The organism is Kitasatospora sp. NPDC056800 (genome assembly GCF_042789775.1).
In the GTDB taxonomy this organism is placed as follows: Bacteria; Actinomycetota; Actinomycetes; order Streptomycetales; family Streptomycetaceae; genus Kitasatospora.
In genome coordinates this window covers 13824-33087 of sequence record NZ_JBHUAL010000048.1, presented here as the reverse complement: position 1 = coordinate 33087, position 19264 = coordinate 13824, and the positions used below count along the sequence as shown (strand labels likewise).

General features: G+C 73.1%; 9 protein-coding genes. 1 reads left to right on the top strand and 8 read right to left on the bottom strand.

Going from position 1 to position 19264, the window contains the following annotated elements:
- Nucleotides 1–91 precede the first annotated feature (91 nt).
- The 6 genes from ACFRQN_RS13785 to ACFRQN_RS13760 all read right to left on the bottom strand — a co-directional run bounded on the left by ACFRQN_RS13785 (nucleotide 92) and on the right by ACFRQN_RS13760 (nucleotide 11662).
- The gene (locus tag ACFRQN_RS13785; RefSeq protein WP_074001464.1) at nucleotides 92–1315 is read right to left on the bottom strand and encodes an acetate kinase; all 1224 of its coding nucleotides are present in this window, start codon (nucleotides 1313–1315) and stop codon (nucleotides 92–94) included.
- The gene (gene pta / locus ACFRQN_RS13780) at nucleotides 1312–3480 is read right to left on the bottom strand and encodes a phosphate acetyltransferase (protein ID WP_380740411.1); all 2169 of its coding nucleotides are present in this window, start codon (nucleotides 3478–3480) and stop codon (nucleotides 1312–1314) included. The genes ACFRQN_RS13785 and pta overlap by 4 nt, the downstream gene beginning before the upstream one ends.
- Before the next feature lie 177 nt (nucleotides 3481–3657).
- On the bottom strand, nucleotides 3658–6087 hold the full coding sequence (gene glgB, locus ACFRQN_RS13775; protein ID WP_380740408.1) for a 1,4-alpha-glucan branching protein GlgB: 2430 nt from the start codon (nucleotides 6085–6087) through the stop codon (nucleotides 3658–3660).
- A gap of 155 nt (nucleotides 6088–6242) precedes the next feature.
- Nucleotides 6243–7733, bottom strand: coding sequence for a phosphotransferase (locus ACFRQN_RS13770; protein ID WP_380740405.1), 1491 nt, complete (start codon nucleotides 7731–7733; stop codon nucleotides 6243–6245).
- 252 nt (nucleotides 7734–7985) lie between these two features.
- A complete protein-coding gene (gene treS / locus ACFRQN_RS13765) occupies nucleotides 7986–9710 on the bottom strand; it encodes a maltose alpha-D-glucosyltransferase (protein ID WP_074001467.1) in 1725 nt (574 codons plus the stop codon).
- On the bottom strand, nucleotides 9707–11662 hold the full coding sequence (locus tag ACFRQN_RS13760) for an alpha-1,4-glucan--maltose-1-phosphate maltosyltransferase (RefSeq protein ID WP_380740421.1): 1956 nt from the start codon (nucleotides 11660–11662) through the stop codon (nucleotides 9707–9709). Before ACFRQN_RS13760 ends, treS begins: the two co-directional genes overlap by 4 nt.
- Before the next feature lie 1042 nt (nucleotides 11663–12704).
- Here ACFRQN_RS13760 and glgP point away from each other — a divergent pair.
- On the top strand, nucleotides 12705–15371 hold the full coding sequence (gene glgP, locus ACFRQN_RS13755; RefSeq protein ID WP_380740403.1) for an alpha-glucan family phosphorylase: 2667 nt from the start codon (nucleotides 12705–12707) through the stop codon (nucleotides 15369–15371).
- Nucleotides 15372–15510: 139 nt separating this feature from the next.
- On the opposite strand, the gene ACFRQN_RS13750 is transcribed toward glgP, so the two are convergent.
- Entirely contained in the window at nucleotides 15511–17358 is a 1848-nt protein-coding gene (locus tag ACFRQN_RS13750) for an ABC transporter ATP-binding protein (protein WP_074001468.1), read from the bottom strand.
- Nucleotides 17355–19229, bottom strand: a complete 1875-nt coding sequence (locus ACFRQN_RS13745) for an ABC transporter ATP-binding protein (protein ID WP_380740401.1) — start codon at nucleotides 19227–19229, stop codon at nucleotides 17355–17357. Before ACFRQN_RS13745 ends, ACFRQN_RS13750 begins: the two co-directional genes overlap by 4 nt.
- Between the last annotated feature and the right edge of the window lie 35 nt (nucleotides 19230–19264).

Sequence of the window (19264 nt, the reverse complement as noted above, 5' to 3'; positions counted from 1 at the left end):
GATCAGTCTATCCGTTCGTGTTATAGGTGCATTCGGCACGCACCGGGAGGAATCGCCGACGAAAGCTTCCGAGGAGTGAGACGGATCCGTGTCAGTCCTCGGACTCCCGGCGTTCCCGGTGCACCAGCGCGAAGGTCTGTCGGGCGATCTCCAGCTCCTCGTCGGTGGGCACCACGGCGACCGCCACCCGGGCGTACTCGGGCGAGACGATCCGGGCCTCGCCGGACCGCACCGAGTTCAGTTCCGGGTCGACGGCGATGCCCAGTTCCTCCAGTCCCGCGGTGGCCGCCGCGCGCACCGGCGCCGCGTTCTCCCCGACCCCGGCGGTGAACGCGATCGCGTCCACCCGGCCGAGCACCGCGTAGTAGCCGCCGATGTACTTGCGCAGCCGGTGGACGTACGAGTCGAACGCGAGCTTCGCGTCCGCGTCCCCCTCGTCGGCCCGGCGCATGATCTCGCGCATGTCGTTCTCGCCGCACAGCCCGCGCAGGCCGCTGCGGCGGTTGAGCAGGTCGTCGATCTCGTCCACGGACAGCCCGCCGACCCGGTGCAGGTGGAACACCACGCCGGCGTCGATGTCGCCCGATCGGGTGCCCATGACCAGGCCCTCCAGCGGGGTCAGGCCCATCGAGGTGTCCACGCAGCGGCCGCCCGCGACCGCCGAGGCGGAGGCGCCGTTGCCCAGGTGCAGCACGATCACGTTGACCTCGGCCGGGTCCTTGCCGAGCAGCCGGGCGGTGGCCCGCGAGACGTACTGGTGCGAGGTGCCGTGGAAGCCGTAGCGGCGCACCCGGTGCCGGTCGGCGACGTCCTTGTCGATCGCGTACCGGGCCGAGTACTCGGGCATCGAGGCGTGGAAGGCGGTGTCGAAGACGGCCACCTGGGGGAGGTCGGGGCGCAGGGCCCGGGCGACCTCGATGCCGGTGATGTTGGCCGGGTTGTGCAGCGGGGCGACCGGGATCAGCCGGCGGATCTCCTTGAGCACGTCGTCGGTGATCACGGTCGGCTCGGTGAACCGCAGGCCGCCGTGCACCACCCGGTGGCCGATCGCGGCCAGCTCGGGGGAGTCCAGCCCGACGCCGTCGGCGGACAGCTCCTCGGCGACGGCCTTGAGCGCGGCGGCGTGGTCCGGGAAGGCCTGGACGGTCTCGCGCGGCCCGCCGGTGCGCGGGGTGTGCACCAGCCGCCCGCCGGCCTCGCCGATCCGCTCGACCAGCCCGGCGGCCAGCCTGGCCCCGTCCAGCATGTCGATCAGCTGGTACTTCACCGACGAGGAGCCGGCGTTCAGGACGAGGACGCGGGTGCCCTTGCTCATGCGGGGAGCTCCTTGCTGTCCGACGCGAGGTCCTGGGAGGTGCGGTCCTGGGAGGCGTGGTCCTGGGACTGGATGGCGGTGATCGCGACGGTGTTGACGATGTCCTGCACCAGCGCCCCGCGGGAGAGGTCGTTGACGGGCTTGCGCAGCCCCTGGAGCACCGGGCCGACGGCGACGGCCCCGGCCGAGCGCTGGACCGCCTTGTAGGTGTTGTTGCCGGTGTTGAGGTCCGGGAAGATCAGCACGGTGGCCCGCCCGGCCACCGGGGAGCCCGGCAGCTTGGTGGCCGCGACCCGGGCGTCCACCGCCGCGTCGTACTGGATCGGGCCCTCGACCAGGATGTCCGGCCGCAGCTCGCGGACCAGTTCGGTGGCCTTGCGGACCTTGTCGACGTCCGCGCCGGAGCCGGAGGTGCCGGTCGAGTACGAGAGCATCGCGACCCGCGGCTCCACCCCGAACTGGGCGGCGGTGGCGGCCGACTGGATGGCGATGTCGGCCAGCTGCTGGGCGTCCGGGTCGGGGTTGACCGCGCAGTCGCCGTACACCAGTACCCGGTCGGCCAGGCACATGAAGAAGACCGAGGAGACGATCGAGGCGCCCGGCGAGGTCTTGATCACCTCGAAGGCGGGCCGGATGGTGGCGGCGGTGGAGTGCGCCGCGCCGGAGACCATGCCGTCCGCGATGCCCTCCTGGACCATCAGGGTGCCGAAGTACGAGACGTCGGTGACCACGTCCAGGGCCAGTTCGACGGTCATCCCCTTGTGGGCGCGCAGCTTCGCGTACAGCTCGGCGAACTGGCGGCGCAGCGGGCTGGTGGCCGGGTCGACGATCCGCACCTGGGCGCGGTCGGCGGTGGGGTCCTCGGCGGGGAGGTCGATGCTCAGGCTCGACGCCTTGCGGCGGACGGCGTCCGCCTCGCCGAGCAGGGTGAGGTCGCAGATGTTGCGGCGCAGCAGGATCTCGGCGGCGCGCAGCACCCGCTCCTCGGTGCCCTCCGGCAGGACGACGTGCCGGCGGGTGCCCCGGGCGCGCTCCAGCAGCTCGTGCTCGAACATCATCGGGGTGACCCGCTCGGACCGGCCGACCTCGATCAGGTTGGTCAACTCGGCGGTGTCGACGTGCAGTTCGAACAGGCCGAGGGCGATCTCGGCCTTCCGGGGGCTGGCCGAGGTGAGCTTGCCCTCCAGGTGGGTCAGGTGGGCGGCGGTGGGCCAGCTGCCCTCGGGGACGACCGCGACCGGGGTGCCGGGGGCGAGCCGGGCGGCCAGCGCCATCACGTTGGGGCCGGGGTGCTGGCCGAGCGTCAGCAGCACGCCGGCGATCGGCGGGGCGCCGGCGGCGTGCGCGGCCAGCGAGCCGATCACCAGGTCGGCGCGGTCCCCGGGGGTGACCACCAGGGCGCCCTCGGTCAGCGCGTCCAGGAAGGTGGGCAGCATGGCGCCGCCGAAGACGTAGCCGCGCACGTCCCGGGCGAGGCCGGCGGCGTCCCCGAGCAGCACCTCGGCGCCGGTCGCCTCGACCAGCTGGGCGACGGTGGGCGCGGCCAGGGCCGGCTCCTCCGGGATGACGTAGGCGGGGACGGGCAGCTTCTCGGTGAGGGTGCGCTGGATGCGCTGCTTGGCGCCGGGGGCGACCCGGTTGGCGATCATCGCCAGGGTCTGGCAGCCGAGGTCGGTGTAGGCGCGGTGGGCGCCCAGCAGCTCGGCGACCACCGTCTCGGGGTCCTCGCCGTGCCCGCCGACCACCGGCAGCACGGCGGCGCCGAACTCGTTGGCCAGGCGGGCGTTGAAGGCGAGTTCGTCCGGGATGCTGGTGTCGGCGAAGTCGGTGCCGAGCACCAGGACGGCCTGGCAGCGCCGCTCCAGCGCGTGGAAGCGGTCGACCAGGGCGGAGACCAGTTCGTCCTGTCCGTGGGCGGCCTGGAGGGCGGCGGCCTCCTCGTAGCCGAGGCCGTACAGCTCGCTGCTGGGCAGGTCGAGCCGGTAGCGGCCGCGCAGCAGCTCGACCACGTGGTCGGAGCCCGGCTGCCCGGGGGCGGCGTGCACCAGCGGGCGGAACACCCCGACCCGGTCCACCTGGCGGGTGAGCAGTTCCATGACCCCGAGTTCGACCGCCTGGCGGCCGTCCCCCCGGTCGATGCCGGTCACGTACACGCTGCGCGCCACGTGGTTGTCTCCGTCCCGTCGTCTCGGAAAGTGGTCATATCGACCATACCTTCGCACCCCGAACGGGTGTCCGCGAGCAGAGCGACGGGGTTCGGGCAAGGGGCGGAGGTCCCGCCCAGGGCGCCCGCCGACGGGGCGGGCACCCGGGGCGTCCGGGGCACCGGAGGCGCCCGGCGCTCAGCGCGCGGGGCGGAGCCAGACGGTGGAGAGCGGGGGGAGGACCAGTTCGGCGGACCGGGGCTGGCCGTCCCACTCCACCGGCTCGGCCTTGACCGGGTGGGAGTTGCCGACGCCGCTGCCGCCGTACTCCTCGGCGTCGGTGTTCAGCGCCTCCTCCCACAGCTGGTCGCGGCCCGCCAGCCGGGGCAGGCCGACCCGGTGGCCGTGCCGGACGACCGGCGAGAAGTTGCAGACCGCGACCAGCGGCGAGCCGTCGGCCGCGTACCGGACGAAGGAGAGCAGGTTGTCCTCGGCGGCGCCGCCGTCGAGCCAGCGGAAGCCCTCGGGGACGGTGTCCAGCTCCCACAGCGCCGGGGTGTCGAGGTAGCGCCGGTTGAGGTCGCGGACCAGCCGGCGCACCCCGAGGTGCTCCTCGTGGGCCGGCCACCGCTCGTCGAGCACCCACCACTGCGGGCCCTGCTCGTGGTCCCACTCCGCGCCCTGGGCGAACTCCTGCCCCATGAACAGCAGCTGCTTGCCCGGGTGGGACCACATGAAGCCGAGGTAGGCGCGGTGGTTGGCGCGCTGCTGCCACCAGTCCCCGGGCATCTTGGAGACCAGCGCCCGCTTGCCGTGCACCACCTCGTCGTGCGAGATCGGCAGGACGTAGTTCTCGGAGTAGGCGTACACCATCGAGAAGGTGATCTCGTTGTGGTGGTACTTGCGGTGCACCGGCTCCTTGGACATGTAGACCAGCGAGTCGTGCATCCAGCCCATGTTCCACTTCAGCCCGAAGCCGAGGCCGCCGGCGTCGGTGGGGCGGGTGACCCCGTCCCAGGCGGTGGACTCCTCGGCGATCGTCACCGCGCCCGGGCAGCGCCGGTAGACGGTGGCGTTCATCTCCTGGAGGAAGGAGGCGGCGTCGAGGTTCTCCCGGCCGCCGAACCGGTTGGGGGTCCAGTCGCCGCCCTCGCGGGAGTAGTCGAGGTAGAGCATCGAGGCGACGGCGTCCACCCGCAGGCCGTCGACGTGGAACTCCTCGCACCAGTACACCGCGTTGGCGACGAGGAAGTTGCGCACCTCCTTGCGGCCGTAGTCGAACTCCAGCGTCCCCCAGTCGGGGTGCTCGGCGCGCAGCGGGTCGGCGGGCTCGTACAGCGGCTCGCCGTCGAAGCGGGCGAGCGCGAAGTCGTCCTTGGGGAAGTGCGCGGGCACCCAGTCGACGATCACGCCGATGCCGTGCCGGTGCAGGGTGTCCACCAGGTACCGGAAGTCGTCGGGGCCGCCGAGCCGGGCGGTGGGGGCGTAGTAGCCGGACACCTGGTAGCCCCAGGAGCCGCCGAAGGGGTGCTCCATCACCGGCATGAGCTCCACGTGGGTGAAGTTCAACTCCTGGAGGTAGCGCGGCAGTTCCTCGGCGATGGCGCGGTAGGTGGTGAGGTCCGGCCGCCAGGAGGGCAGGTGCAGCTCGTACACCGACATCGGGGCCCGGTGGTGCGCGGCGCGGGCCCGGCGGGCCATCCACTCGCCGTCCTGCCAGGCGTAGTCGGAGGAGGTGACCACCGAGGCGGTGCCGGGCGGGCACTGGGCGGCCCGGGCCAGCGGGTCGGCCTTGTCCAGCACCCAGCCCTGCCGGGTGTGCACCTCGTACTTGTAGGTGGCGCCCTCGGCCAGGCCGGGGACGAACAGCTCCCAGATCCCGGACGAGCCGAGCGAGCGCATCGGGTGCCCGGTGCCGTTCCAGTGGTTGAAGCCGCCGATCAGCCGCACCCCGACGGCGTTCGGCGCCCAGACCGCGAAGGCGGTGCCGGCCACCCCGTCGACGGTGCGCACGTGCGAGCCGAGCGCCCGCCACAGCTGCTCGTGCCGGCCCTCGGAGATCAGGTGCAGGTCGAGTTCGCCGAGGGTGGGCGGGGTGCGGTAGCCGTCGTGCTGGCGCAGCGGCTCGCCGTCGGGGTACGTCACCAGCAGGGTGTACTCCGGCGGTTCGCCGCCGGCCACCAGGCCGGTGAACAACCCGCTCTGCTGGTGGGTGAGTTCGGCCGGGCCGTGGGCGGTCTCGACGACCACCCGCTCGGCGAACGGGCGCAGCACCCGGATCGCCGTGCCGCCGTGCACCGGGTGCGCGCCGAGCAGCGCGTGCGGGTCGTGGTGCTGCCCGCCCACCAGCCGGTCGACCTCGGCCGGCGGCAGCGGCGCCTCGGGCAGCCGCAGCGCCCCGGTGGGGGCCGGGCGCTCGGCCCCCCGGGGCTGCGGGGCCGCGAGTGGGTCGGCCGGGGACGGGAGGGCGTCCGGGGGCTCCGAGCCGGTGCCGGCGCCCCCCTCCTCCTCGGCCGCCCGGTGCGCCCCGTGCTCGTGGCCGGTGTGGCCTTCGGCGGGGAGCGGTCCGGCCAGGAAGGTGGCCGGTACGGGGCGGGTGGGGCGGCCGGTCGGGTCGATCGGCGTCACGGCGGGGTCCTCCTGCGGCGGGGTGGGCGAACTCCTGCGGGCGGGACAGGAAACGGTCGGGACAGGAAACGGGTGGGACGGGAAACGGGTGGTGCGGAAACGCGTGGTGCGGGAATCGGGCGGTGCGGAAAAGGCGTGGGTACGGGAAGGGCCGGTCAGACGGACAGGGCGAGCCGGTTGATCGCGGCCAGCGGGATCGGCAGCCAGCTCGGCCGGTGCCGGGCCTCGTACACCACCTCGTAGACCGCCTTGTCGATCTCCAGCGCCCGCATCAGCTCCGGCGAGGCGGCCGGGTCGGCGCCGCCGCCGGCGGTGTAGCCGGCGCCGTAGGCGGTGCGGTTGCGCTGGGCCCAGGCGGCGGCCAGGTGGGCCAGTTCCGGGTCGACGGGGCCGCCGGCCAGCAGGTGGGCGGCCGCGTAGTCGAAGGAGCGCAGCATCGCGGCGACGTCGCGCAGGGCGGGCTGCGGTTCGCGGCGCTCGTTGACCGACTTGGCGGGCTCGCCCTCGAAGTCCAGCAGCACCCAGCCGTGCGGGGTGCGCATGGCCTGTCCGAGGTGGAGGTCGCCGTGGATGCGCTGGACCGGCAGGCCGTCCGGGTGGGCGTCGGCGAGCTGCTGGAAGGCGGTGCGCAGGGCGGCCCGGAAGCGCAGCAGTCCGGGGACGGCGGCGACGGCGCTGTCCAGCCGGTCGGCCATGGCGCCGGCCAGCCGTCCGGTCTGGGCGCGGTCGAGCCGGGCGACGGGCATCGAGCGGGCGAGGACCCGGTGCACCTCGGCGGTGGCCCGGCCGAGCCGGTGCGCCTCGATGGCGAAGTTGCCGGGGGAGCGGTCCCCCTTGAGCCGGCCGACCTGGTCGAGGGCGAGTTCCCAGCCGTCCTCGGCGTCCGGCAGGTAGCGCTGCAGGAGTCCGAGGGTGGCGGGTTCGGCGCGTTCCATCCGGCTCTCGAACCAGGCGGCGACCCGGGGGATGCGGGTGGAGCCGGCCCGGGAGAGCGCGAGCGACAGTTCGAGGTCGGGGTTGGTGCCGGGGTGGATGCGGCGGAACAGCTTGAGGATGTACGAGGTGCCGTAGATGACCGAGCTGTTGGACTGCTCGGCGGTGGAGGCGCGGCCGGGGAGGTTGGCGGGCAGTCCGGAGCCGGGGGTGCGGCGGAAGGAGAGCGCGCCGAAGCGGTCCCCGGTGGCCAGGTGTTCGAGCAGCCGTCCGGTGAGTTCGGGGTCGTGCACCGCGTCGTAGAGGGTCGCGCCGTCGTACGGGCCCTGGCTGAGCCGGCCGAGCACGGCGCCGGGCCCGATGTCCCCGAGCCCGCCGGAGCGGATGCCGAGCAGCAGCTGGTAGATGTCGCCGTGCGGGGCGCCGGCCGTGGTGGCGTGCTCGACCCGCAGCAGGAGGTGCAGCAGGGCCGGGTCGCCGACCTGCAGCGGGGTGCCGACGACCGGGGTGAGGCCGGTGATGGGCCTTCCCTTGCCGGCGTACCAGCGCTGGGTGGGCAGCCATGAGGCGATCAGTGGCAGGGCCGCCTGGACGAGTTCGCTGACGCCCAGGGCGGTTCTCCGGGCCCCGGCGCCCCGGGTGCCCGCGGGGGTGGCGGGACCGGTGGGGGCGTCGTCCTGGAGGTGGGCTTGAGAACGGGAGGTTTCGGACATGGCTCCCTTTCCCCGGAAGCACGCGGACTGCCCGACGGGTCGTGGCCGGGTCCGTCAGTCTTCCGGATTGCGGCGGCGCGGCGGTCGCGGCACGCGAGCACGGCTCGGGTGTCACGCCTTCGTGTGGGTGGCCGTTGGGCTGTTCTCCGTACGCGGTGGTGCAGAGAACTCCGGGGGCGCGGGGGTTCAACTCGCGCCCCCGGAGGGTCTGGTGGTGCTGTTCACGGCTGCTGTGCCACGTGCGGCGGATCGTTACTTCGATCGCCTGGTCCCGCTCAGGCGCGGGGGCTGCCGGAGCTGGAACCAGTAGAAGCCGTGCCCGGCCAGGGTGAGCAGGTAGGGCCACTCGCCGATCGACGGGAAGCGCACCCCGCCGATCAGCTCGACCGGGTACCGCCCGCCGTACTGCCGCAGGTCCAGCTCGGTCGGCTGCGCGAACCGCGAGAAGTTGTTCACGCACATGACCAGGTCCCCCTCGTACTCGCGCACGAAGGCCAGCACGGCGGGGTTGCTGGAGGGCAGTTCGGCGTAGCTGCCGAGGCCGAACGCCGGATTGAGCTTGCGGATCTCGATCATGCGACGCGTCCAGTGCAGCAGGGAGCTCGAACTGCTCTGCTGCGCCTCGACGTTGGTCACCTGATAGCCGTACACCGGGTCCATGATGGGCGGCAGACTGAGCCTGCCCGGGTCGGCGGAGGAGAAACCCGCGTTGCGGTCCGGGGTCCACTGCATCGGGGTGCGCACGCCGTCCCGGTCGCCGAGCCAGATGTTGTCGCCCATGCCGATCTCGTCCCCGTAGTAGAGGACCGGCGAGCCGGGCAGGGAGAGCAGCAGCGCGGTGAACAGCTCGATCTGGTTGCGGTCGTTCTCCAGCAGCGGGGCGAGCCGGCGGCGGATGCCCACGTTGGCGCGCATCCGCGGGTCCTTGGCGTACTCCGCGTACATGTAGTCGCGCTCCTCGTCGGTGACCATCTCCAGGGTCAGCTCGTCGTGGTTGCGCAGGAAGATGCCCCACTGGCAGCCGCCGGGGATCTGCGGGGTCTTGGCGAGGATCTCGGACACCGGGTAGCGGGACTCCCGGCGCACCGCCATGAAGATCCGGGGCATCACCGGGAAGTGGAACGCCATGTGGCACTCGTCGCCGCCGGAGGCGAAGTCGCCGAAGTAGTCGACGACGTCCTCCGGCCACTGGTTGGCCTCGGCGAGCAGCACGGTGTCCGGGTAGTTGGCGTCGATCTCCTTGCGGACCCGCTGGAGGAACTCGTGGGTCTCCGGGAGGTTCTCGCAGTTGGTGCCCTCGCGGGCGAACAGGTACGGCACCGCGTCCAGCCGGAAGCCGTCGATGCCGAGGTCGAGCCAGAACCGCAGCCCGGCGATCATCTCGTCCTGGACCCGGGGGTTGTCGTAGTTGAGGTCCGGCTGGTGCGAGAAGAAGCGGTGCCAGAAGTACTGCTTGCGGACCGGGTCGTAGGTCCAGTTGGAGGTCTCGGTGTCGACGAAGATGATCCGGGCGTCCGGGTACTGCTTGTCGTCGTCGGCCCACATGTAGAAGTCGCCGTAGGGCCCGTCCGGGTCGGAGCGGGAGGCCTGGAACCACGGGTGCTGGTCGCTGGTGTGGTTCATGACGAAGTCGATCACGATGCGCATGCCGCGGGCGTGGGCGGCGTCGACGAACTCCATGAAGTCGGCGAGGTCGCCGAACTCCGGCAGCACCGAGGTGTAGTCGGAGACGTCGTACCCGCCGTCGCGCAGCGGCGAGGCGAAGAACGGGGGGAGCCAGAGGCAGTCGATCCCGAGCCACTGGAGGTAGTCGAGCTTGGCCGTGAGCCCCTTGAGGTCCCCGACACCGTCGCCGTTGCTGTCCTGGAAGGACCGCACCAGCACCTCGTAGAAGACCGCACGCTTGAACCACTGCGGGTCGAGCTTCTTCTTCGAGGTCTCGGGGAAGGTGTCGGGGACGGGCTCGTTCACTGTCACGCTGGGTTCCTCCGAACCGTGAGGAGGTGAGCCGGCTCGGCTGAGGGATCGAGCCGGACGTAGTTGTGCCGGCCCCAGGTGTAGACGGCGCCGGTGAGCTCGTCGTGCACCGCGTACGGGCCGTCGCCGTCGAGCGTGACGGTGGCCTCCTGGACGTGGTGCGGGTCGAGGTTCACCACGGTGACGACCTGGTCGGTGAGCCCCTCGGGGGTGGTCGCGGTCTTGGAGTAGGCGAGCACCTGGTCGTTGTCGGTGGGGTGGAAGCGCAGGTCGCGCAGCTGCTGGAGGGCGGGGTGGCGGCGGCGCAGCCGGTTCAGCACGGTCAGCAGCGGGGCCAGGGTGTCGGTGCGGCTCCAGTCGCGCGGGCGCAGTTCGTACTTCTCCGAGTGGAGGTACTCCTCGGAGCCCGGGTGGGCCGGCTCGTTCTCGTACAGCTCGAAGCCGGCGTAGACGCCGTAGCTGGGGGAGAGGGTGGCGGCGAGCACCGCGCGGACCGCGAAGGCGGCCCGGCCGCCGTGCTGGAGGTACTCGTGCAGGATGTCCGGCGTGTTGGCGAAGAAGTTGGGCCGCATGTAGGCGGCGGCGTCACCGCTGAGTTCGGTGAGGTAGTCGGTGAGTTCCGGTTTGGTGGTGCGCCAGGTGAAGTACGTGTACGACTGGTGGAAACCGATCTTCGCCAGGGTGTGCATCATCGCGGGGCGGGTGAAGGCCTCCGCCAGGAACACCACGTCGGGGTCGGTCCGGGCGACGTCGGCGAGCACCTTCTCCCAGAACACCACCGGTTTGGTGTGCGGGTTGTCGACCCGGAAGATCCGGACGCCGTGCGACATCCAGAACCGGAGGATCCGGATGGTTTCCTTGACGATTCCGTCCATGTCCTGGTCGAAGTTGACCGGATAGATGTCCTGGTACTTCTTCGGCGGATTCTCGGCGTACGCGATGGTGCCGTCCGTGCGGTGGCTGAACCATTCCGGATGCTTGTTCACCCAGGGGTGGTCGGGGGAGCACTGGAGGGCGAAGTCCAGCGCCACCTCCAGGTGCAGCGCCTTGGCCTCGGCGACGAAGTGGTCGAAGTCCTCGATGGTGCCGAGGTCCGGGTGGACGGCGTCGTGGCCGCCCTCGGGGGAGCCGATCGCCCAGGGCGAGCCGACGTCGTGCGGGCCGGCCGTCAGGGTGTTGTCCGGGCCCTTGCGGAAGGCTCGGCCGATCGGGTGGACCGGCGGCAGGTAGACCACGTCGAAGCCCATCGCGGCGACGGCCGGCAGGCGTTCGGCGGCGCTGCGCAGGTTGCCCGGGCGCGGCGGTTCGACGCCGGCCGGGTCCACCACGGCGCCCTCCGACCGGGGGAAGAGCTCGTACCAGGAGCCGAACAGCGCGCGCTCGCGGTCGACCTGGAGCGGCATCGGGCGGGAGGCGCTGAGCAGCTCGCGCAGCGGGTGGCGGACCAGCGCGTCGAGCACCTCGGGGGCGAGCGCGGCGGCCAGCCGGGACAGCGGCGGCAGGGTCTGGTCGCGCAGCGCGTCGGCGGCGGCCAGCACGTCGGCGCGGCCCTCCTTCTTGGGCACCCCGGCCGCGGCCTGCTCCAGCAGCCGGGCGCCCTCCTCCAGGACCAGCGCGGTGTCGATCCCGGCGGGCAGCTTCACCGAGGCGGTCCGGCGCCAGGTGGCGACCGGGTCGCTCCACGCCTCCACCAGGTACGACCAGCGGCCGGGCGCGGTCGGGGTGACGTGCGCGCCCCAGCGGTCGGTGCCCTCGGCCAGTTCGCGCATCGGCGTCCACGGGCCGCTGCGGCCGCGCGGGTCGCGCAGCACCACGTTGGCGTTGACGGCGTCGTGGCCCTCGCGGAAGACGGTCGCGGTGACCAGGAAGGTCTCGCCGACGACGGCCTTGGCCGGGCGGCGGCCGGCGTCGACGAGGGGACTGACGTCCAGGACGGGGATGCGGCCGATCACGGTGTCGCTCTCTGTCGTCTTGCGGGCGGAGGGCTTGCGAGCGGGGGCCTTCCGGGCGGCTGCCCCGGCGGCCGGGGCCTTCGCGGAGGCGGACCCGGCGGCCTCCGCGGTGGCGGCCTTCGGAGCTGCGGTCTTCGGGGTGGCGGCGGTGGTGCGGCGCGTGGTGGTGGTGCGCCTGCGGGGTGTCGCCGCCCGGTCCTCCTCGGCCGCGGGGTGCCGGGCCGTCGAGGGGGCTTCGGATTCGGAGGATCCGGCACGGACCGCCCCGGAGGCCCTCGGCGCCGGCATCGCCGGATCTGTCCGAGTGTCAGAATCCATCCGTCCGGCGGATTCCGCGACCGCTGCGTCGAGGCCTTCGGCCACCGGTGTGGACTGGTCCCGCGTGTCGCCGTGCATGCCAAGCTCCTGCCCGAGATCGGCGGCAGCTCCCCGCGGGCCTGGGTACGGGCCGGGGGAGTACCGGAGGACTGCTGGGTGGGGAGGACGTGCGACCGGAAGCCTGCCCGCGCCGCTGTTCCCGGCAACCTGCCCGGCGCCCGCCGAGCCGGCGGTGGGACGCCCCGGAGCCCGTGTGCGTCCCGGCGCACGCCTCCGCCGGGCGCGCCCCGGCCGACCCGGTCCACCCGTGAACGAGCGGGCCGGTAGGGAGGACACGCGTCCGTGCGCGGTGAGCGCCGAATGGGCTAAGAAGGACGGGAACGGACAACACGAAAAGGATTCGGACGTGCTGCTTCGCGGGGGACGCCACCCGTCGTCGTACTCCCCACTGCATCAACGACCTTCGGTCATCCTCGCACCGGCGACAAGGTTTTTGCAGCGGTACGACAGTAGTTTCGGGCCTTCTCCCGGGTGGATGCGCCATCGGAAATGAAGCCGTACCGAAGAGTTCACGTATTGGTAGCGCGGGCCCCCGAAATGTGCGCCTCGCGCGCCCCCCGTGCAGTCCAATGCGCCGAATGCGATCTCATCAATAGCCCGAACGGATGCCCAATAGTCCACTTGACGCACTGTCCGGCCGACCGCCACGGCTACGCTTCACGCCGTGAAGGCAATCCGCAGATTCACCGTCCGCACCGTCCTGCCCGAACAACTCCAGCCGCTGCACGAGCTGGCCCTCAACCTGCGCTGGTCCTGGCACCCCGAGACCAGGGACCTCTTCCGGTCCGTGGACCCGGAGGTCTGGGCCGCGACCGGCGAGGACCCGGTGCGGCTGCTCGGGGAGGTCCCGGCCGCCCGGCTGGCCGCGCTCGCCGCCGACCGGCGCTTCCTGCGCAGACTCGGCGACCTCGCCGACGACCTGCGCGAGTACCTGACCGGCCCCCGCTGGTACCAGACCCGGCAGCAGTCCGACGCCGCCCCGCTGCCCGCCGCGATCGCCTACTTCTCGCCCGAGTACGGCATCGCCGCCGCGCTGCCCCAGTACTCCGGCGGGCTCGGCATCCTGGCCGGCGACCACCTCAAGGCCGCCAGCGACCTCGGCGTGCCGGTCGTCGGCGTCGGACTGTTCTACCGGCACGGCTACTTCCGCCAGTCCCTGAGCCGGGACGGCTGGCAGCAGGAGCGCTATCCGCTGCTCGACCCGGACGAACTCGCGGTCAGCCTGCTGCGGGAGGCCGACGGCACCCCCGGCCGGGTCGACCTGGCCCTGCCCGGCGGCCGCACCCTGGCCGCCCACATCTGGAAGGCCCAGGTCGGGCGGGTCCCGCTGCTGCTGCTCGACTCCGACATCGAGGCCAACTCGCCCGCCGAGCGGGACGTCACCGACCGGCTGTACGGCGGCGGCAGCGAGCACCGGCTGCTCCAGGAGATGCTGCTCGGCATCGGCGGCGTCCGGGCGGTGCGCGCCTACTGCCGGCTCACCGGGCACCCCGCCCCCGACGTCTTCCACACCAACGAGGGCCACGCCGGCTTCCTCGGCGTGGAGCGCATCCGCGAACTGGTCGCCGATGACCGGACCGGCCTCGACTTCGCCGCCGCCCTGGAGGCCGTCCGGGCCGGCACCCTCTTCACCACCCACACGCCCGTCCCGGCCGGCATCGACCGCTTCGACCGCGAGCTGGTCGCCCGCCACTTCGGCGGCGACGCCGCGCTGCCCGGCGTGCCGGTCGAGCAGGTGCTCGCGCTCGGCGCCGAGAGCTGGCAGGACGGGGACCCGAAGCTCTTCAACATGGCCGCCATGGGCCTGCGGCTGGCCCAGCGCGCCAACGGGGTCTCCACCCTGCACGGCGAGGTCAGCCGCTCGATGTTCAACGGCCTGTGGCCCGGCTTCGACCCGGCTGAGGTGCCGATCACCTCGGTCACCAACGGCGTGCACGCCGCCACCTGGATCGACCCGGCGGTGGTCCGGCTCGGCGCCGCCGAGATCGGCGCCGAGCGCGCCGAGGAGGCGATGACCACCGGCGAGAGCAAGCGCTGGACGGGTCTGGAGCGGATCGGCAACACCGAGGTCTGGCAACTGCGGCGCGCCCTGCGGGCCCAGCTGGTGGAGGAGGCCCGCCGCCGGCTGCACGCCTCCTGGCGCCGGCGCGGGGCCGGCGAGGCCGAGCTCGGCTGGGTCTCCTCGGTGCTCGACCCCGACGTGCTCACCATCGGCTTCGCCCGCCGGGTGCCCTCGTACAAGCGGCTCACCCTGATGCTGCGCGACCAGGAGCGGCTGCGCGCGCTGCTGCTGCACCCCACCAGGCCGGTGCAGATCGTGGTCGCCGGCAAGGCCCACCCGGCCGACGACGGCGGCAAGCGGCTGATCCAGCAGATGGTCGCGTTCGCCGACGACCCGGCGGTGCGGCACCGGATCGTCTTCCTGCCGGACTACGACATGGCGATGGCCCAGCGCCTCTACCCGGGCTGCGACGTCTGGCTGAACAACCCGCTGCGCCCGCTGGAGGCCTGCGGCACCTCCGGGATGAAGGCGGCGCTCAACGGCTGCCTCAACCTGTCCGTCCTGGACGGCTGGTGGGACGAGTGGTTCGACGGCCGCAACGGCTGGGCGATCCCCACGGCCGACGAGAGCGGCGGGGCGCTCGACCCGAACAGCGGCGAGGCCGAGCGGCGCGACGACATCGAGGCGGCCGCGCTCTACGACCTGATCGAGAACCAGGTCGCCGCCCGGTTCTACGACCGGGACGCGGACGGGCTGCCGCAGCAGTGGATCGCCATGGTCCGGCACACCCTGGTCACCCTCGGGCCCAAGGTGCTGGCCGGGCGGATGGTCCGGGAGTACGTCGAGCGGCTGTACGCCCCGGCGGCGCAGGCCCAGCGGGAGCTGGCCGGGCAGCACGGCCACGGCGCGCGCGAGCTGGCGCTCTGGAAGGCGACGGTCCGGGAGGCCTGGCCGGCCGTCCGGGTCGAGCACGTCGAGGCGGACTGCCCGACCGAGGCGCAGGAGCTGGGCAGTTCGCTGGAGCTGCGGGTGCAGGTCGCGCTCGGGACGCTGCGGCCGGGCGACGTGGAGGTGCAGGCGGTCTCCGGCCGGGTGGACGAGCGGGACCGGATCTCGGACGCCTGCCTGCTCGCCCTCAAGCCGGTCGGCGGGCCCGATCTGGACGGCCGGATCCGCTACGAGGGCTCGCTGGAGCTCTGCCGGACCGGCCCGTTCGGCTACACCGTCCGGGTGCTGCCCGCGCACCCGCGGCTGGCCTCGCCGGCCGAGCTGGGGCTGGTCGCGCTGCCGGCCGAGTCGGCCGGGATGGACGCGGGGCTGCTGCGCTGAGGCCGCGGGCGGCCGTCCACCGGTGGTGAACCGGGTGGGCGGCCGCCCGCGTACCTCCGTGCGGGAAATGGGGAATGCCCGGCCGGGTGCGTGACGGCGCACCCGGACGGGCACATTCGTGGGGTCCGGGGCCGGGGCCCTAGACCAGGCTGTCCCGCCAGGCCCGGTGGAGGGCGGCGAAACGGCCGGAGCCGTCGATCAGCTCCTGTGGGGAGCCATCCTCCACGATCCGGCCCTGGTCCATCACCAGGACACGGTCGGCGATCTCCACGGTGGAGAGCCGGTGGGCGATGATCACGGCCGTCCGGCCGGCCAGCACGGTGCGCATGGCCCGCTGCACGGCCTGCTCCCCGGGGACGTCCAGCGAGCTGGTCGCCTCGTCCAGGATCAGCACCGCCGGGTCGGCCAGCAGCGCGCGGGCGAAGGCCACCAGCTGGCGCTGGCCGGCCGAGATCCGGCCGCCGCGCTTGCGCACGTCGGTGTCGAAGCCGTCCGGCAGGGCGGCGATGAACTCGTACGCGCCGATGTCCCGGGCGGCCTGCTCGACCTCCTCCCGGGTGGCGCCGGGGCGGCCGACCGCGATGTTCTCGGCGACGGTGCCGGAGAACAGGAAGGACTCCTGGGTCACCATCACCACGCCGCGCCGCAGTTCGGGGGTGGCCAGGTCGCGCAGGTCCACGCCGTCCAGCCGGATCCGGCCGTCGGTCGGGTCGTAGAAGCGGGCCAGCAGCTTGGCGACCGTGGACTTGCCCGCGCCCGTCGCACCGACCACCGCGACCGTCTGCCCGGCGGGGATCAGCAGGTCGAAGGCCGGCAGCACCTCCTTGCCCGTCCGGTAGGCGAAGCGGGTGCCCTCGAAGGCGACCGCGCGGCCCTGGCCGGAGGCCTCCGGCAGCTCGGCGGGTTCGGCCGGCTCGGCGACGGTCGGCTCGTGGGCGAGCAGGCCGGCGATCTTCTCCAGGGCGGCGGCGGCCGACTGGTAGCTGTTCAGGAACATCGCCAGCTGGTCGACCGGGTCGAAGAGCCGGCGCAGGTAGAGCGCGAAGGCGGTGAGCACGCCCAGCTCCAGCGCGTCGTCGACGACCAGGTAGGCGCCGAGCAGCACCACGCCGGCGAACCACAGGTTGGCGGTGAGGCGGGAGAGGCCGACGTAGCGGGCGATCTCCAGCAGGCCGTCCGCGGTGGCGGTGGCGGACTGCCGGTTGACCACGGCGAAGGCGGCGTCGTTGGCCTTCTCCCGGCGGAAGGCCTGCACCGGGCGGATGCCGTTCATGGTCTCGGTGAAGCGGACGATCAGCGAGGCGGCCGAGGTGCGCGAGCGCCGGTAGACCCGGCGCGAGCGGCGGCGGAAGGAGTGGGCGATCAGGGCCAGCGGCAGGAAGGACGCCAGCGAGACCAGGCCGAGCCGCCAGTCCAGCACCACCAGCAGCACCGAGATGTAGCAGACCGACAGCAGGACCGTCAGCAGCTCCTGGAGGCCCTCGGAGAGCAGCTCGCGCAGCGCGTCGATGTCGCTGGTGGCGCGGGAGATGATCCGGCCCGAGGTGTAGCGCTCGTGGAAGTCCAGGCTGAGCCGCTGGGCGTGCCGGAAGATCCGGCCGCGCAGCTCCAGCACGATGTCCTGGTTGACCCGGGCGCTGATCTTGATGAAGACCCACTGCAGCACCGGGCTGAGCAGCGCGCAGAACAGGTAGGCCGCGACCACGGCGACCAGCGGGCCGGAGTCGTGCTCGCGCAGCGCCGGGATGCCGCGGTCCATCGCCACCGCGACCAGCAGCGGGCCGGACTGGAGCGCGGCCTGCTGGACCAGGATCACCACCATCGCGACGGTGATCCGGGCCCGGTGGGTGCGCAGCAGCGAGCGCAGCAGCGCCCGGGGCGCGCCCGGTGGGACGGGGATGTCCTCCTCGTCGGCGGGCGGCGGGGGCAGCTCCTCCTCGGCCGGCGCGACGGGTTCGGCCCGTACGGGTTCGGCGGTGGTGGTCATGCGCGCGCTCCTTCCGGTGCGAGGGGGCCGTCGGGTATCAGGGCGGCCTCGCCCGACATCAGTTCCCGGTAGTGCGCGCAGTCGCGCAGCAGTTCCTGGTGGGTGCCGACGGCCGTGATCCGGCCGTCCGCCAGCACCGCGACCCGGTCGGCGAGCAGCACGGTGCTGGGGCGGTGGGCGACGACCAGGGCGGTGGTGGTGCCGAGGACCTCGCGCAGGGCCCGCTCGACCAGGGCCTCGGTGTGCACGTCCAGGGCGGAGAGCGGGTCGTCCAGGACGAGGAAGGCCGGGTCGCCGACCACCGCGCGGGCCAGCGCGAGGCGCTGGCGCTGGCCGCCGGACAGGCTCAGGCCCTGCTCGCCGACCTCGGTGTCCGGGCCGTTCGGGAGCTTCTCGACGAAGCCGGCCTGGGCGGTGTCGAGGGCGGTGCGCAGCTGTTCCTCGCCGGCGCCCGGGGCGCCCATCAGGACGTTCTCCCGGACGGTGGCGGAGAACAGGGTGGGCTCCTCGAAGGCGACCGAGACGAGTTCGCGCAGCCGCGGCCGGGGCAGTTCGCGGATGTCCCGGCCGTCCAGCGTGATGGTGCCGGCGGTGGCCTCGTACAGCCGGGGGAGCAGGGCGGTGAGGGTGGTCTTGCCGCTGCCGGTGGCACCGACCAGGGCCATCGTCTCGCCGCTGCGGATGTGCAGGTCGACGCCGGCCAGCAGGTCGGGGCTGCCGTCGGGGGCGTCGGGGTAGCGGAAGCGGACGCCGGTGAAGCGGATGCCGTCCGGGGCGGTGGGCGCCGCGGCGGTGCCTGGGGCGGGGGTGTCCGCCTCGGGGGTGTCCGGTTCGTCCAGCACCTCGAAGAAGCGGTCGGTGGCGGTGGCGGCCTCGTTGGCGTAGGCGAGCAGCCAGCCGAGCGACTCGACCGGCCAGCGCAGCGCGAGCGCGGTGGAGAGGAAGGCGACCAGGGTGCCGGCGCTCAGGTCGTCGTGGGCCACCAGGTAGGCGCCGACGGCGAGGGCGCCGGCGAGCGCGATCTCCGGCAGGCCGACGATGACGGCCCAGAGGTTGGCGAGCAGGTGCGCCTTGCGCAGTTCGGTGCGGCGCAGCTCCTGGGCCTGGGCGCGGAAGCGCTCGGTCATCGACCGGTGCCGGCCGAAGGCCTTGAGGATGCGGATGCCGAGGACGGACTCCTCGACCAGGGTGGCGATGTCCCCGTTCTGGTCCTGGGCGAGCCGGGCGGCGCCGGAGAAGCCGGACTCGAACCGCCGGGTGAGCACGAACAGCGGGACGACGGGCACCAGGGCGATCAGCGCGAGCCGCCAGTCCTGGGTGAACATCACCACGGTGCCGGCCAGGAACATCACCGAGTTGACGATCAGGAAGACCAGCGGGAAGGCCAGGAACAGCCGCATGGTGTACATGTCGGCGGTGGCCCGGGAGAGCAGCTGGCCGGAGCCCCAGCGGTCGTGGAAGGAGACCGGCAGCCGCTGGAGCTTGGCGAAGAGGTCTCCGCGCATCGCCGTCTCCAGCCCGGCCAGCGGGCGGGCCAGCACCACCCGGCGGGTGTAGAACAGCGCGGACTCGACCGTGCCGAGGACCAGCAGCAGGCCGACCAGCGGCCAGAGGCCGGCCAGGTCGTGCTCGGCGAGCGGGCCGTCCACGATCAGGCCGAGGACCACCGGGACGGCGAGGGTGCTGAGCATGCCGAGGGTGGCGGCCGTCACCGAGACGGCCAGCCGGCCGCGGACGGCGCGCGCGTACGGCCACAGGCGCAGCAGGGAGCGGACCGTGGAGTGCCGCGGCCCGGGCCCGGCGGGGCCGGTTCCGTCGCTCTGGGGGCTTCCCGGGGTCGGGTTCTCGGGGTCTTGTCTGTTCTCGGCCATCGCGGTGAGGGTAGGCAGACGGGCCGTCATTTCTC